Source organism: Pseudomonas sp. B10(2017), assembly GCF_002113295.1.
Classification (GTDB): Bacteria; Pseudomonadota; Gammaproteobacteria; order Pseudomonadales; family Pseudomonadaceae; genus Aquipseudomonas; species Aquipseudomonas pudica.
In genome coordinates, this window is the sequence record NZ_NEJU01000007.1 from 203,186 (window position 1) to 217,985 (window position 14,800).

Annotated in this window: 13 protein-coding genes; 4 read left to right on the forward strand and 9 right to left on the reverse strand. The window is 66.2% G+C overall.

Going from position 1 to position 14,800, the window contains the following annotated elements; genetic code table 11:
• Positions 1–53: 53 nt before the first annotated feature.
• From CAF92_RS11745 to CAF92_RS11765, 5 genes are all read right to left on the reverse strand, one after another.
• Complete coding sequence (locus CAF92_RS11745; RefSeq protein ID WP_085600928.1) at positions 54–3,134, reverse strand: error-prone DNA polymerase; 3,081 nt, start codon at positions 3,132–3,134, stop codon at positions 54–56.
• The gene (locus tag CAF92_RS11750) at positions 3,131–4,549 is read right to left on the reverse strand and encodes a DNA polymerase Y family protein (protein ID WP_046614257.1); all 1,419 of its coding nucleotides are present in this window, start codon (positions 4,547–4,549) and stop codon (positions 3,131–3,133) included. The genes CAF92_RS11745 and CAF92_RS11750 overlap by 4 nt, the downstream gene beginning before the upstream one ends.
• Before the next feature lie 6 nt (positions 4,550–4,555).
• On the reverse strand, positions 4,556–5,176 hold the full coding sequence (gene imuA, locus CAF92_RS11755; protein ID WP_025339259.1) for a translesion DNA synthesis-associated protein ImuA: 621 nt from the start codon (positions 5,174–5,176) through the stop codon (positions 4,556–4,558).
• A complete protein-coding gene (lexA, locus tag CAF92_RS11760) occupies positions 5,176–5,793 on the reverse strand; it encodes a transcriptional repressor LexA (RefSeq protein ID WP_085600929.1) in 618 nt (205 codons plus the stop codon). Before lexA ends, imuA begins: the two co-directional genes overlap by 1 nt.
• A 129-nt stretch (positions 5,794–5,922) precedes the next feature.
• Entirely contained in the window at positions 5,923–6,837 is a 915-nt protein-coding gene (locus tag CAF92_RS11765) for a LysR family transcriptional regulator (protein WP_085600930.1), read from the reverse strand.
• 141 nt (positions 6,838–6,978) lie between these two features.
• Here CAF92_RS11765 and CAF92_RS11770 point away from each other — a divergent pair, with 141 nt between their 5' ends.
• The 4 genes from CAF92_RS11770 (at position 6,979) to CAF92_RS11785 (ending at position 9,717) form a co-directional block, all read left to right on the forward strand.
• Positions 6,979–7,374 carry a RidA family protein gene (locus CAF92_RS11770; RefSeq protein WP_085600931.1) on the forward strand — a complete coding sequence of 132 codons (396 nt, stop codon included), beginning with the start codon at positions 6,979–6,981 and terminating at the stop codon, positions 7,372–7,374.
• Positions 7,375–7,587: 213 nt separating this feature from the next.
• Positions 7,588–7,833: a DUF2790 domain-containing protein gene (locus tag CAF92_RS11775; RefSeq protein WP_085600932.1), complete on the forward strand. Its 246-nt coding sequence runs from the start codon at positions 7,588–7,590 to the stop codon at positions 7,831–7,833.
• 224 nt (positions 7,834–8,057) lie between these two features.
• A complete protein-coding gene (locus CAF92_RS11780; protein WP_046614261.1) occupies positions 8,058–8,714 on the forward strand; it encodes an HAD family phosphatase in 657 nt (218 codons plus the stop codon).
• A 91-nt stretch (positions 8,715–8,805) separates the two neighbouring features.
• Positions 8,806–9,717 (forward strand): LysR family transcriptional regulator, encoded by a 912-nt coding sequence (locus CAF92_RS11785; RefSeq protein WP_046614262.1) that lies wholly within the window; start codon positions 8,806–8,808, stop codon positions 9,715–9,717.
• Positions 9,718–9,863: 146 nt separating this feature from the next.
• Here the strand turns inward: CAF92_RS11785 and CAF92_RS11790 are convergent, their stop codons facing one another.
• From CAF92_RS11790 to CAF92_RS11805, 4 genes are all read right to left on the reverse strand, one after another.
• Positions 9,864–10,637 (reverse strand): IclR family transcriptional regulator, encoded by a 774-nt coding sequence (locus CAF92_RS11790; RefSeq protein ID WP_046614263.1) that lies wholly within the window; start codon positions 10,635–10,637, stop codon positions 9,864–9,866.
• Positions 10,638–10,702: 65 nt separating this feature from the next.
• Positions 10,703–12,157: an amidase gene (locus tag CAF92_RS11795; RefSeq protein WP_178081782.1), complete on the reverse strand. Its 1,455-nt coding sequence runs from the start codon at positions 12,155–12,157 to the stop codon at positions 10,703–10,705.
• The gene (locus CAF92_RS11800) at positions 12,157–13,467 is read right to left on the reverse strand and encodes a citrate-proton symporter (protein WP_085600934.1); all 1,311 of its coding nucleotides are present in this window, start codon (positions 13,465–13,467) and stop codon (positions 12,157–12,159) included. Before CAF92_RS11800 ends, CAF92_RS11795 begins: the two co-directional genes overlap by 1 nt.
• An 81-nt stretch (positions 13,468–13,548) precedes the next feature.
• Positions 13,549–14,724, reverse strand: a complete 1,176-nt coding sequence (locus CAF92_RS11805) for a M20 aminoacylase family protein (protein ID WP_085600935.1) — start codon at positions 14,722–14,724, stop codon at positions 13,549–13,551.
• Positions 14,725–14,800: the final 76 nt, after the last annotated feature.

Sequence of the window (14,800 nt, forward strand, 5' to 3'; positions counted from 1 at the left end):
GCCTGCTTCGCGGGCTTGCCCGCTCCCACAAGGGCCCGCGCAAAGATGGGGATTCAGTGAAAGTCCCGGCTGCGTACGTCCAGCCCTTGCAACAGCGGGCTCACATCCTCCAGCCGCCGTGCTATCAGATGGCGCACGCCATTCTCCTGCTCCAGCCGCCCGCTGACCTTGAGCAACTGCGACCCCACCAGCGCCCGCCGCTGCCGTTCGGCAAGCTCCCGCCACACCACCACATTGACCATGCCGTGCTCGTCCTCCAGGGTGACGAAGGTCACGCCGCTGGCGGTCTGTGGCCGCTGGCGGCCCACCACCAGCCCAGCCACGGCAATATTGTCACCATGCCCGACACCTTGCAGCTCGCGCGAACTGCGACAGCCCAATGCCCGCAGGCGTGAGCGCAACAAGGTCAAGGGATGCGGCCCAAGTGTGGTACCGAGGGCCTGGTAATCGGCCATCAGGTCCTCTGCCACGCTGGGGACGGGCAGTTCGACGGTGCTTTCCGGCAAGGCTTGCATATCGGCGAACAAAGGCAGTTGCGGCTGCACCGCCGCCACCTGCCAGCGCGCCTGGTGCCGGTCGCTGGCCAAGGCGCGCAGCGCGCCAGCATCGGCCAACCGGGCCCGGGCCCGCGAATCGAGCCCGGCACGCAGGCACAGGTCTTCGACATCGCGCCATGGCCGCTGCGCCCTCGCCTGCTCCAGGCGCCTGGCGTCGGCCTCGGCAAAGCCCCGTACCAGGCGCAAGCCCATGCGAATGGCCAGCACCTCTCCAGGCTCAGGCTCGAGCGTGCAGTCCCAGTCACTGTGGCACACATCCACCGGCCTGACCTCGATACCCTGGCGCCGGGCCTCTTGCAGCAACTGGTCGGGGCTGTAGAAGCCCATGGGCCAGCTGTTGACCAGCGCGCAGGTGAAAATCGCCGGCTCATGGCACTTGAGCCAGCTGCTGGCATAGCACAACAAGGCAAAGCTGGCCGCGTGCGATTCCGGAAAGCCATAGCTGCCAAAGCCTTTGATCTGCTCGAAGATGCGTTCGGCAAACGCCAGGTCGTAACCATTGCGCAACATGCCCTGCACCAGCCGCTCGCGGTGCGGCTCCAGGCCGCCGTGGCGCTTCCAGGCGGCCATGCTGCGGCGCAACTGGTCGGCCTCGCCCGGGGTATAGTCGGCCGCGACCATCGCCAGCTCCATCACCTGCTCCTGAAACAGCGGCACACCCAGGGTGCGCTCGAACACTTCCTTCAGTTGCGGCGAAGGGTACGTCACCGGCTCCTGCTTCAGCCGTCGGCGCAGGTAAGGGTGGACCATGTCGCCCTGGATCGGCCCGGGGCGGACGATGGCCACCTCGATGACCAGGTCGTAGAACTTTTCGGGCCGCAGCCGCGGCAACATTGCCATCTGCGCGCGTGACTCGATCTGGAACACGCCCATGGTCTCGGCACGGCTGATCATCGCGTAGGTGGCCGGGTCTTCGCCGGGGATGGTCGCCAGGGTCAGGTGCCGACCGCGGTGGCGTTGCAGCAGGTCGAAGCAACGGCGCAAGGCGCTGAGCATGCCCAGCGCCAGCACATCGACCTTGAGCAGGCCGAGCATGTCCAGGTCGTCCTTGTCCCACTGGATCACCGTGCGCTCCGGCATCGCGGCATTCTCCACCGGCACCAGCTCGTCCAGGGGTTGCTGGGCGATAACGAAACCGCCCGGGTGCTGTGACAGGTGCCGGGGGAAGCCGATCAGTTCGCCGGCCAGCACCAGCACCCGGCGCAGCGAAGGGCTGCCCGCCTCGAAACCGGCCTCGGCCAGGCGCTGGTCATCGGGTATGCGATCGCTCCAGCGGCCACAGCATTTGGCCAGAGCGTCCACCTGGTCGGCGGGCAGCCCCAGCACCCGCGCCACATCCCGCACCGCACCGGCGGCATGATAGGTGTTGACCACCGCAGTGAGCGCCGCCCGGTGCCGGCCATAGCGACGGAATACGTACTGGATCACCTCCTCGCGCCGGTCGTGCTCGAAGTCCACGTCGATGTCCGGCGGCTCGTTGCGCTCTCGCGAGAGGAAGCGCTCGAACAACAGGTGGTGTTCCATAGGGTCGAGCTCGGTGATGCCCAGCACGAAGCACACCACCGAGTTGGCAGCCGACCCCCGCCCCTGGCACAGAATGCGCTGGCTGCGGGCGAAGGCGACGATGTCGTGCACCGTCAGGAAGTAGCTTTCGTAGCCCAGCTCCTCGATCAGCGCCAGCTCCTTGGCCAGCACATCCCGCACCTTGCTGCTCGGCCCGTTTGGCCAGCGCGACGGCAAACCCTGCTGGCACAATTCGCGCAACCAGCTCGCCGGGGTATGCCCATGGGGCACCAGTTCGCGTGGGTACTGATATTTCAATTCGCTCAGTTCGAACTGGCAGCGCGCAGCGATGGCCAGGGTCTCGGCCAGCAGGTCGGCGGGATAGAGTTCGCCCAGTTGCGCCTGGCTGCGCAGGTGCCGCTCGCCATTGGCAAACAGGAAGCGCCCGGCGTCGGCCACCAGGCAATGCTGGCGAATGGCGGTCATGCAATCCTGCAAGGCGCGGCGACCACGCACGTGCATGTGCACGTCGCCACAGGCCACGGCGCGGATGCCGACCCTGGCCGCCAGGCTACGCAAGCGTTCAAGGCGCAAGGTATCGTCACTGCCGCGGTGCAGGTGCACCGCCAGCCACAGACGCTCACCGAACACACCGTGCAGCCACTGCCCGGGGGTGTCATCGCCGCTGTCATCGGGTACCCACAATGCCAGCAGGCCCTGATGGTGCTGCTGCAGGTCATCGCCAAACAGTTGGTATTCGCCCTTCTGCGCCCGCCGCCGGGCCCGGGTTATCAGCGCGCACAGGTTCTGGTAGCCGGCCAGGTCCTGCACCAGCAGCACCAGCTTTGGGCCGCCCTGCAACTGCACTTCACTGCCCACGATCAGCCGCAGCTGGTGTTCCTTGGCTGCCTGCCAGGCACGGACGATGCCGGCCAGGGTGCATTCGTCGGTGATCGCCAGCGCCTGGTAGCCCTGTTCACGCGCGCGCCGGAACAGCTCGTCGGCGCTCGACGCGCCGCGCTGGAAGCTGAAGTTGGACAGGCAGTGCAGCTCTGCATACCCCGGGGTGTTCATGCGAACCAGCCATGCAGCCACAACGGGCCGGCCTTGCCCAGGTCGCGGTAGGCCCAGCCGCGCAGGCCGTCACGGGTTTCGATGCGGTAATAGTCGCGGCGCACATCGCCGCCATCCCACCAGCCCGATTCGATGCGCTCGGCATGGCCTTGCAGGCGATAGCCGCTTTCGTCCAGCGCCATGGGAGCCGACAGCAGCCAGCCAGGACGGCTGCCAGGGACGACCGGCATGTTGCCCTGGGCACCCTGCTCTACCGCTTGCCAGGCACATTCAGGGCGATGATCGGCTGCCGCGCTCAGGCCCTTGACCGCCTCATCGCCCAAGCGGGCACGCAGCCTTTCGCGCAATTGTTCCCAAGGTTGCGCCTGTTGCGCACGCGGGTCGAACAATGCCTGGCGTTGCGGCACGAAGGGTGGCAGGTCCTCGGCAACCAGCCGCAGGTTGCGCACCGGTGCGGGAATGCGCAGCGGTTCCAGGCGCCCGCGCGCCAGTTCGAACAGCATCGCGGCATCGCGTTCGGCGGCCAGCAGGCCTACCTTCAGCAAGGTATCCGGCCCTTCGACGTGCTCCAGGTGCAGGCAGAAACGCTGCACGCCACAGTCACGCCCGGCGAGGAATGCGGCAAGGTCGTTGAGCATGCGCCGCAGCGGGAACAGCAGGGCCTGGTGCGATTCGACGTCGAAATTCAGCTCCAGCCGGGTCTCGAAACGGTCCGGCGGCTGGTAGAAGCCCAGCCCCAGGTTGCGCAGACCGAGCAACTGGTCAAGGTGCAGTTGCACCTGGGCCGGAAAGCGCCTGGCCAGGCTGTCGCGGGGCAAGGCCAGCACCTGGCTCAACTGGCGCAGGCCCATGCGGGCAAAGGCCTCGGCAGCCTGGGCTGGCAGGCCGATACGCTCGATGGGCATGCCCAGCAGCGCCGCACGGGTGGCATCGGCGTCACTCACGGCCAGGCCATCGTGAGCGTTGGCGAGCATGCGCGCCGCCACCGGGTTGCTGGCCAGGACGATACGTTGGCGCAAGCCCAGTTCCGCCAGTTCCTGGCGCAGGCGTGCCTCGAACAGCGGCCAGGGGCCGAACAGCTGCAGGCTGGAGCCCACCTCCAGCAACAGCGCCCGTGGGTAGTGCAGGCTGACCTGGGCACTGAAGCGGTAGGCCCAGGCTGCCAGCAACTGCTGCACCTGGTCGATGCGCCTGGGGTCGGCTTCGACGCAGCTGAAGCCATCGGCCAGCGCACGCGCCGCCGTCAGGGTTTGCCCGGCCCGCAGGCCGAGCGCGGCCGCCGCCGTGTTGACCGCCTGCAGCACGCGTCGCTGGGTCGGCCCGCCAAGCAGCACCAGGGGCGTATCGGGGTCGTCACGCTCACGCAGGACCGTGTCCAGCGCCAGCTGAGGGAACAGGATGCAGGCCCAGAGCATGTTGCATCAGCCCCGCCCCGGGCAGGCGATGGGCAGCGCCGGAGGCATGCCGCCACGGCTTTTCAGCACGCGCCATTGTGCCGGACGGGTGTCGACGGCAATGCGCAGCGCTGCGGGTGAAGGGTTGTGGGCCGCCTGTTGCGGCCGGCAGGCGAAGGCCAGCGCCTGCCCGGTTTCGGCAGCCACCTGCAAGCGCCGCAGGGCGCGGTCATCGGCTCGTTCCGGCCAGCACAGCACCGCCGCGCAACTGCCAGAGCGCAGGCACTGCTCGGCGGCCCACAGGGCATCGGCAGGTGCGGCGTCCACCTGTACCAGCCAGCGCAGGTCCACCCCCGCGGCCTGCCAGGCCGGGGCGTAAGGAATGAATGGCGGAGCCACCAGCACGATTCGGCTGGCCTCAGCGCTCAAGCGGGCCAGGGTTGGCCACAGCAGCTGCAATTCGCCACAGCCGGGGCTGGCCAGCAACAGCTCGCTGAGCGCAGCCGCGGGCCAACCGCCTTCCGGCAGGCATTGGTCAAGGGCGGCATGGCCCGTGGGCTGCAGGCCGAGCGGCCGCGCCTGGGCCTGCCGACCGCGCCATACCCGGCGCTGGTCGAGCAACCTGTCGAGGTCGACCACCGCGCCCATCAGTCACGCCTCAGCAAGCCGCAGAACACGCCTTCGATGAAGAACTCCTGTTCAGGCCGCACATCGATGGGCGCATAGGCCGGATTGCGTGGCAACAGCCGGTAATTGCCACCCTGGCGCTGCAGGCGCTTGATGGTCACCTCGCCGTCCAGGCGCGCGACCACGATCTGGCCATCGCGGGCATCGGCCTGCTGGAGGATGCCAACCAGGTCACCGTCGAAAATGCCGTCGTCGATCATCGAGTCGCCGCGCACCCTCAGCAGGTAGTCGGGGGTACGGCGGAACAGGCTGGGGTCGAGCAGCAACTGCTCGTGAATGTCGAGGTCCGGGCCGATGGGGGCGCCTGCCGCCACCTGGCCCAGCACCGGCACTTCGAGGATTTCCGGGCGGCGCAGCCGTTCGGCCAGGCGTATGCCCCGCGCCTGGTTTGGCGTGACGTCGATGTAGCCGGCCTGACACAGGGCGGTGATGTGCTTGCGCGCGACACTGCGCGAGGCGAAACCGAAGCGCGTGGCGATATCGGCCAGGCTCGGCGGCTGGCCGTGATCGGCAATGCGTTCACGGATGAACTCTAAGATGGCGCGGCGTTTTGGGGTTAGATTGTCCATGGAGCACATTTGTACTCTTTTCGGGGCGCGCTGAACAGCCCCCTTCGTCGACGGCTTGACGGCTGCGTTCAATGGCTGGGCTGATACTCCAGGGAAAAGGCTGATGCTTTTGGATGGCGAAATGGGTTTACCCCTGTTTCACCCAGCCACAGGCGCATGCTCGGCCATCAACTCGATCATCCAGTCGATAAATACCCGCACCTTGGCGCTGACATGGCGATTCGGCGGGAATGCCAGGTACATCGGCATTGGCGTCATCTGCCAGTCTTCGAACAACGGCAGCAGCTCGCCGCTGGCCAGGTGCGGTCTGGCCATGTACTGCGGGAGCCAGATTATCCCCAGGCCAGCCAAGCCGGCGGCAAGGTACGCATTGCCGTCGTCGACCATCAGCTGCGAGCGGCCGTAGACTTCCATGCGCTCCTCGCCCCGCTGCATCGCGTAGGGCAAGGCTTTGCCTGTACGAAACCAGAGGAAGCCGACGGTGTTGTGTCGGCCCTCCTCAAGCTCACGGGGGTGCACCGGCGTACCGAAGCGCTGCAAATAGCTGGGCGCGGCATAGATGCCGAGTTTCAAATCGCCCACATGCCTTGCCACCAGGGATTGATCGGTGATCTCGCCGCCACGCACCACGCAGTCGACGTTTTCACCAATGATGTCGACGATACGATCGCTCACGCCCACAGTCAGCTGAATTTCTGGATAGCGTGCAAAGAACCCTGGCAAGGCTGGTATCAGCAGCATTCGCGCCAGTGGGCTGGGTACATCGACTCGCAGCCGCCCGCGTGGTGTCATCGACGCGCTGGACAAACTGGTCTCGGCGTCGTCCATGTCGACCAGCAGCCGGACGACGCGTTCGTAGTAGGCCGCACCGTCGGCGGTGACATTGACCTTGCGTGTGGTGCGGTTGAGCAGGCGCACACGCAGCCTCGCTTCCAGTTGCTGAACGAGCTGCGTCACGGTGGTCTTGCTCATGTGCAGCGTGGCTGCCGCCTTGGTGAAACTGCCGGTTTCCACCACGCGGACAAATGCCTGCATTGCATCGAAACGGTCCATTCCACGTCTCACTCGCGCCTGGATTGTTTGGATTATACAAACAGTCATGGCCAGCGCTGCCCGTTTATTCAGGCCGGCGGCCTTTCTTATAGTGGCTTCACCCTAATCACCGGGCCGCCAGCGCCCCGAACGAGGTACGCAATGTCCAGCAAACGTGATGTCGTCTTCCCGCCTGATCGCCATGCTTTGTATGAGCTCCACCGTTACTCGCCAGCGATTCGTTCCAACGGTTTTCTGTTCGTTTCCGGCCAGGTAGGTAGCCGCAAGGACGGCTCGGCCGAGCCGGACCTCGCGGCGCAGGTTCGCGTGGCCTTCGCCAACCTCAACGCGATCCTGGCCGAAGCCGGCAGTAGTTTCGAGGATGTGGTTGACACGACCATCTTCATGGTCGACCCGGACTCGAAATTCGAGACCATCTGGGAGGTGGCGGCCGAGTATTGGGGTGAGGCTCCCTACCCGACGGTGACCGCTATCGGCGTGACCTGGTTGTCGGGCTTCGACTTCGAGATCAAGGTGATCGCGAAACTACCGCAATGATGCTGAAGGCTATATGGCTGGTCCGGGAACCTGGCTGCGGAAGACGGTGTGCGGGAAGCCCTCGCGGCGATCCGCACCATCGTTCAGGCGATGCAGCGCTCCAATAGACCGGATAGTGGAAATATATTTTGCGCACTAAATATCATCGCGCAATATTAAACCCAGGCAGCAAGCAGTCGCTGATCCCACTACCCAAGCTAACGGAGCATGACCATGAACATCATCAAAGCAATCACTCTCGCCACCCTGACCTTCGGCAGCAGCGTCGGCGCCTTCGCCCAGACAGCCTCTGCGTACCAGTACGGCATGAACCTGGACATCGCCCAGGTGATCGCTGTGGAGGCTTCGAGCCACACCACCGGCAACGCCGAGATCGCCACCCTCACCTACCGTGACAGCGACGGCAAGGTACAGAAGATCAGCTACCTGCGCCCAGCCACCTACGGCAACCAGAACTGATGACCAAACTTCGAAAGCCGGAGCGTGCCAACGGCCGGTTACTCGGTTGCCTTTCCAGCTTTGGCAGTTGCTGACTCGATGCGCAGGCGCCAACCTCGAGTTCGAGCACAGCTCTGCCAAGGCTGCCGTACTCCAGTACACTCAGAACTCGCGAAGTTCACGTAACTCCAAAGGCAAAGAATCTCCCTTCTGGCCCGCCCACGATTTCTGGACCTGAATACCCAATGCTGACTGCCCTGCTGTTCGACCTCGACGGAACCCTCACCGACACTGACACCCTGCACCTGCAGGCCTTTCGCCAACTGCTGCGCGAGCATGACGGCCGCGAGCTGAGCCAGGCGCAGTTCGATGCCCAGGTCAGCGGCCGCGCCAACGGCGAGCTGTTCGCCGAGCTGTTTGCCGGTGCCAGTGCCGAACAATGCCAGGTGCTGGCCGACCGCAAGGAGGCGCTGTTCCGCGACATGTCGCCGTCTCTCGAGCCGATGCCGGGCCTTGTGCGCCTGCTGGAGCATGCCCGGGCTCGTGACATCGGCATGTGCGTGGTGACCAACGCACCGCGGCTGAACGCCGAGCACATGTTGAACGCCATGGGCCTGGGCCAGCGCTTCGAGCATGTGCTGGTGGCCGAGGAACTGGCACGGCCCAAGCCGGACCCGTTGCCCTACCTGACCGGCTTGCAGCGGCTGGGTGCCGAAGCCGACCAGGCACTGGCCTTCGAGGATTCGCTGCCGGGGGTGGCGGCAGCGAGTGGCGCGGGGATCTTTACCGTGGGCGTGGCCACTACCCAGACGCCGGAGCGGTTGCTGGCGGCGGGGGCTGGGTTGGTGATCGATGATTTCAACGACCCGGCGTTGTGGGCGTTGATCGAGCGTCGGGCTTGAGGTATCTGGTGGGTTTGAGATCGAGGCGCCGCGCGGGCGGCGCTCGATCTCAAACCCACCATAACCCCCAAGCCGCACACCCCAGGCCCCCATGCTGATCGACGAAGAACTGACCCTCAAGAAGCTGGAAACCTTCCTCGCCTTCATGCGCACCGGCAACCTCGGCCGCGCTGCCGCGGAGCTGGCCACAAGTGCCGTCAGCGTGCACCGCGCCATCCACTCGCTGGAAAGCGCACTGCGCTGCCCGCTGTTCAAGCATGAAGGCCGCCAGCTGATCCCGCTGGAAAGCGCCTACGTGCTTGAGAAAAAGGCCCGGCAGCTGATCCAGGACGCCGAGCAGATGGTCCGCCAGACCCGCGAGGCCGCCGGCTTCTACGCCGAGCGCTTCCGCCTGGGTGCGCTCTACTCGCTGACAGTGAAAACCGTGCCCAAGCTGGTCATGGGCCTCAAGCTGCGCCGCAGCGAACTCAACATCGACCTGACCCTTGGCTCCAACGTCGACCTGCTGCAACGCCTGAAGAACCACGAGTTGGAGGCCATCCTCGTGTCGCTCGACGAAAGCGTCAGCGACCCGGCCTGCGAGCAATTGCCGCTGTTCTCCGACGACATCTTCCTCGCCGTGCCCATCGATTCGCCCTTCGCCGAGCAGGCCGAAGTGGACCTGGCCGACCTGGCCGGCTCCACCTTCATCACCCTGACCCAGGGCTTTGCCACCCACCGCGATGGCGCCCGGGTGTTCCAGCAGGCCGGCTTCGAACCCAAGGTGGCCATGCAGGTGAACGATATCTTCACCCTGCTGAGCATGGTCAGCTCGGGCGTGGGCTTTGCCCTGCTGCCCGGGCGGATCGCGGCGGTGTACGAAAACCGGGTCAGGTTGATTGCCCTGAAGCCGCAATATCGCTTGCAGCAGCATATCGGCGTGGTGTTCCTCAAGGCGCGGGAGCGTGAGCCGAACCTGCTGGCGCTGCTGGCGGAGTGCCGGATGTACAGCCTGGAGCGCTGAGGGGCCTCGGACACAGCTTCTTTTGTTGTTTGCTGCACTGGCCTCTTCGCGGGCTCGCCCGCTCCCACAGGGATGGTGCATTGCCTGAGACCTGCTCGGTACCTGTGGGAGCGGGCAAGCCCGCGAAGTGGCCGGTACAGGCTGACTCAAACCACCAAGGCCCGCTGCACCTCCCCCACCGTTGTCGCCAGGCTGTTCAGGTGCAGGTTCAACACCCGTTCCACCGGCGCCTGGTCCAGCGGCCAGTGCAAGGCAATGCTCCCGGCCAGGCGCCCTTCGGCATGCACCGGCAGGGCTATCGCGCGGATCAGGAACGGCAAGCGCACCGGGTACTCCCAGTGCCCTTCGGTGCGCTGGCCGAACCCTTTGTTCGCTTCTTCCTCGATATCGCGCAGCACCGTCTCGTCGCCCACCCGCTCATGGGCCGCCAGGCGCTGCACTTCATCAACCGCCAACTCACCCAGGCACGCCCGCCCCATCGCCGAGTGGAAAAGGCTGGCATGGTGCCCGACGATCTGGCAGGTGTGCGGGTAGCGCTTGCGCAATACCTGGGGGATGGCGCTTTCCATCACCTCCAGCCGCTCGCCGTCGAAACACGACAGGTCGGCCACCAGCCCGGTGCGCTCGCTCAACTCCAGCAACATGGGCGCTGCGTGTTCCACCAGGCGCCGTTTGAAACGCAGCTGGCGGTCGCCGAACAGGCGCCGCGCACACAGCCGGTAACGCCGGTCGCTGAGGCCGCGGTAGACCCAGCCCTGCTCCTGCAAGGTGGCGAGCATGCGCGACACCGTGGCCTTGGGTAGCGCGGTCAGGTAATGCAGTTCTTCCAGGCCCAGCGCCTGGTGTTCGCCCAGCAGGTCGACGATGGCCAGCGCCCGCTCCACCGAACGCACGCCGCCACTGTCTGCCGTGATACCCATGAGTGTGACCTCCCTGTAGCTGGATGGTCAGGATAGCCAGCAAGATCCGCGCCTGCCCAGCAGTTTCATGGCGTTTGCAGGCTCCGGGGCGGGCGCCGCGCTACCCAACGGGTGAGCTGCTCATGGGCGTGGGCCAGCTGCAACACCGCATGGTCGGCCTGGGCCGGGCCGATGATCTGCAGACCCATCGGCAACCCGGCAGCGTTGAAACCGACCGGTACGCTGATGCTCGGCAAGCCGGCCAGGGTCGGCCCTATCACCACTTCCATCCAGCGGTGATAGGTGTCCATTGTCCGCCCCCCGACAACCGTTGGCCAAGGTTGCCGTGCATCGAAAGGGAACACCTGGGCCGATGGCAACAGCAGGTAATCGTAACGCTCGAACAGCTTGCCCAGCGCGCGGTACCAGTCGCTGCGGGCCACCGAAGCCTGGTACACCGCCGTCGCGCTCAGTTGCAGGCCACCCTCCACCTCCCACTGCGCCTCGGGCTTGAGCAGCGAGCGCTTGCCAGGGTCGGCATAGGCCGCACCAAGGTTGCCGTGCACCAGGAAGTGGCGATGGGTCAGCCAGCATTGCCACAAGCGCGCCAGGTCGAACGCCGGCTGGCAGGCCTCGACCCGGCAGCCCAGTTCGGCGAAGTCCGCCAGGGCCGCTTCGCACAGGCTCAGCACCCCGTCATCCATCGCCAGGTAACCGTCGTAGTCGCCCAGCCAGCCAACCCGCACGCCGCGGAAATCGCGCTGCAACCCGGCGGCGAAATCGCCCCGGCCCTCACCCAGCGACAACGGCGCCCGCGCATCGAAGCCCGCCTGGGTCGACAGCAGCCGCGCCACATCCACCACGCTGCGGCCCATCGGCCCCTCGGTGGCCAGCTGCTGCACGAACAGTTCCGGCGCCGGCCCGTGGGGAACACGGCCCTGCGACGGGCGCAGGCCATACACGTTGTTGAATGCCGCCGGGTTGCGAAGCGAGCCCATCATGTCGCTGCCATCGGCGACCGGCAGCAGGCGCATGGCCAGCGCCGCCGCCGCCCCGCCGCTGCTGCCTCCGGCCACCTTGTCCGGGTCGTAGGCGTTGGTGGTGGTGCCGAACAGGGTGTTGTAGGTCTGAGAACCAAGGCCGAATTCGGGCACATTGCTCTTGCCCACGATCAGCGCCCCACTGGCCCGCACCCGCGCCACGCTGATTGCATCCTGATCGGGCACCTGCTCGGCGAACAGCGGCGAGCCCAGGGTGGTGCGCAGCCCGGCAGTGGCGGCCAGGTCCTTGATCGCCTGGGGCATGCCATGCATCCAGCCGCGCGAATGACCACGGGCCAACTCGCGGTCACGCTCATCGGCCTCGGCCAGCAGTGCCTCGGCCGGGCGCAGCGACACCAGCGCATTGACCTGCGGGTTGAAGCGTTCGATATGCGCCAGATAAGCCTGCATCACCTCCCGGCACGACATCTGGCGGGCATGGATGGCCCGGGACAATGCCTCGGCATCGAGGGCAACGATGGGGTCGATGGCTAGCGGCATCACGGTTTCACTCCAAGGTTGAAAGCAGCAGGCTTGCCCGCGCGTGGGGCTTCTTTCAGGCAATAGGTGCCCAGCAGTGTCAGCAGGCAGGCGAACAGCACATAGAACGATGGCGCCACCGGGGTGCCGAGTACCTTGCTCAGCCAGGTGACGATCAACGGGGCGAAGCCGCCGAATACCATCACCGCCACGTTATAGGCCACCGACACACCGGTAGAACGCACCTCGACCGGGAACTGCTCGGCCAGGGCCGTGGGCGCCGGCCCGAAGAAGCCACCGATGGCGGTGCACAGCAGCAGCTGCATCACCAGCAGGCGCTCCAGCGACGGCGCGGCAGCCACCCACACATACAACGGGTAGACCATGACGAAGAACGCCAGGGTGAAGGCCATCAGCACCGGGCGCCGCCCCAGCCGGTCAGACAACGCCCCGGACAGCGGGATCACCACGGTCATCAGCCCAACGGCAAGCATCTGCACCAGCAGCACCTGGTCCAGCGGCAGGCCGAGGTTCTTGTGGGCGAAGGTCGGCATGTTCACCAGCACCACGTAGAACGACACCGTCGCGCCACAGGCCAGGCCCATCGATACCAACAGGCTGCGCCGATGCTCACGCAGCACCTGCCACAGGCTGGGCGACTGGCCCTTGGCCTGGCGGCGCGCCTCGATGAATTCCTCGGGCTCTTCCATGTGCTTGCGAATCCACAGCCCCACCGGGCCGATCAGCAGGCCGAGCACGAACGGGATACGCCAGCCCCAGCTGTCCAGCGCCGCAGGCGTGCACAAGTGGGTGACCAGGGCCACCATCGCCGCCCCGGAGAACACCGCCAGGCACTGCCCCACCAGCTGCCACGAGCCATACAGGCCCTTGCGTTGGGCCGGTGCGCTCTCCACCAGGAAGGCCGTGGCGCTGGCGTACTCGCCGCCGGTGGCAAAACCCTGCAGCATGCGCGCCACCACGATCAGCAGCGGCGCGGCCATGCCGATGGCCAGGTAGTCGGGGGCAAAGGCGATCATGGCAATCGACACGGTCATCAGCCGGATGATCATCTGCATCGCCGCCTTGCGGCCCTTGCGGTCGGAATACATGCCCAGCAGCACGCCGCCCACCGGGCGCATGAAAAAGCCGACGCCGAAGGTGGCCAGGGCCATCAGCAGCGAGGCGTATTCGTCGTCGGAGGGGAAGAACTGCCGGGCGATGATGCTGGCCAGAAAGCCGTACACGATAAAGTCATACCACTCCAGGGCGTTGCCGATGACGGCGGCGACCACTTGCCGGGTACGCGACACGCCGGTGCTCGAAGTCTGCATAGGAAACACTCCACACAATGATTGGGTGATCGCCCAGGCGCGGTCGCGCCCGGGTTCCAGCGGCAGTCGTCAACAGGAAGGTCAGGCGGGCGCGAGCCAGCGCTCTGCCAGCGCGCCCCAGTAGGCGGCGCCGGTCAGCAGGATGTCGTCATTGAAGTCGTAGGCCGGGTTGTGCACCATCGGCCGCGATACGCCATTGCCGATGAACAGGTAGGCGCCCGGGCAGCGTTGCAGCATCCAGGCGAAGTCTTCGCTGCCCATCAGCTTGCGGGTGTTGCCATCCACTGCCTCGGCACCGAGCAGCTCCACCCCCACCTGCCGGGCGAAGGCGTTTTCCGCGGCATGGTTGACCAACACCGGGTAGGCCGGGCGATGTTCGATGGTGGCGCGGCAGCCAAAGCTCTCGGCCTGGCTGACGATAATGGCCCGCACCCGCTCCAGGGTCTGCGCCCGTACCTCGGCGTTCAGCGCGCGCAGGCTCAGGCGCAGCAGCGCCTGCTGCGGGATCACGTTGGCCGCTTCGCCGGACTGCAAGGCGCCGACGGTAACCACGGCCGCCTCCTGCGCATCGATATTGCGCGCCACCACGGTTTGCAGGGCCATCACCACACTGGCCGCCGCCACCAGCGGATCGACGGTAAGATGCGGCATCGAGCCATGGCCGCCAACCCCGTCGAGGGTCACCGTGAGCAGGTCTTGCGAGGCCATCATCGGCCCCTCGCGAAAGCCCAGGTGCCCGGCCGGTAGCCCGGGCATGTTGTGCATGCCGAACAGTGCATCGCAAGGGAAGCGCTCCAGCAAACCATCGGCCAGCATTGCCTCGGCGCCACCCTGGCCCTCCTCGGCCGGTTGGAAGATCAGCGTCAGCGTCCCGTCGAACTGCCGGGTCGCCGCCAGGTAGCGCGCGGCGCCAAGCAGCATGGTGGTATGCCCGTCATGGCCGCAGGCGTGCATGCAGCCTTGGTGCTGGCTGCTGTACGCTGCGCCGGTGGCTTCGTGGATGGGCAGCGCGTCCATGTCGGCGCGCAGGCCCAGGCGGCGTGGGCTGCTGCCGCTGCGCAGTACGCCGACCACGCCGGTCTTGCCGATGCCGGTGTGCACTTCATAGCCCCATTCTTCGAGCAGTCGGGCAACCAGCGCTGAAGTGCGGCTTTCTTCGAAACCCAGTTCCGGGTGAGCGTGGATATCGTGACGGATTGCGTGCAGGTCGCTGGCCACATCGTTCAGCCAGGCCAGGATGTGCTGATGTCGGGACATGTAGAGTCTCCTCGCGCGGGTGGATTCCCGTTCTTGTTGTTCGCCTTGAGGTCACGACGGGTAAGGCAGGTCGTGC